Annotated in this window: 1 protein-coding gene; it reads right to left on the reverse strand. The window is 68.6% G+C overall.

What is annotated here, in order from left to right; genetic code table 11:
- The coding region (locus tag UN64_RS21845) for a helicase-related protein (RefSeq protein ID WP_281249498.1) at nucleotides 1-736 on the reverse strand (736 nt) is incomplete at both ends.

The raw sequence follows: 736 nt of genomic DNA on the forward strand, positions 1-736 counted from the left end.
GGATCTCGAGGTCCTTCATGGCCAGCTGCATGCCCGCGCCGAGCTCGTTGTGGGTGGCCACGGCCTTGAGGCGTTCGAGGGCCACCTCGCCCAGGGGCTTCTGCGGGTCGTACAGGAAGTACGCGTACGCCCGCTCGCGGCCACGGCCCACGCGGCCGCGCAGCTGGTGCAGCTGCGAGAGGCCGTAGCGGTGAGCGTCCTCCACGATCAGGGTGTTGGCGTTGGCGATGTCCAGGCCGGTCTCGATGATCGTGGTGGAGACGAGCACGTCGAACTTCCGCTCCCAGAAGTCCACCATGATCTGCTCGAGCCGGGCCTCGCTCATCTTGCCGTGGGCGACGGCGATCCGCGCCTCCGGCACGAGCTCGGCGATGCGCTTGGCCACCTTGTCGATGGTGGTGACGCGGTTGTGCACGTAGAACACCTGGCCCTCACGCATCAGCTCGCGGCGGATGGCCGCGGTGACCTGCTGGTCCGAGTACGGGCCCACCGAGGTGAGCACGGGGTGGCGCTCCTCCGGGGCGGTGGCCAGCGTGGAGGTCTCGCGGATGCCGGTGAGGGACATCTCGAGGGTGCGCGGGATGGGCGTGGCGGACATGGCGAGCACGTCCACGTTGGTGCGCATCTTCTTCAGCGCCTCCTTGTGCTCGACGCCGAAGCGCTGCTCCTCGTCCACGACCACCAGGCCCAGGTCCTTGAACTGCACCTGGTCGGAGAGCAGCCGGTGGGTGCCGAT

It is taken from the genome of Fictibacillus arsenicus, assembly GCF_001999465.1.
Taxonomy (GTDB): domain Bacteria; phylum Bacillota; class Bacilli; order Bacillales; family Fictibacillaceae; genus Fictibacillus; species Fictibacillus arsenicus.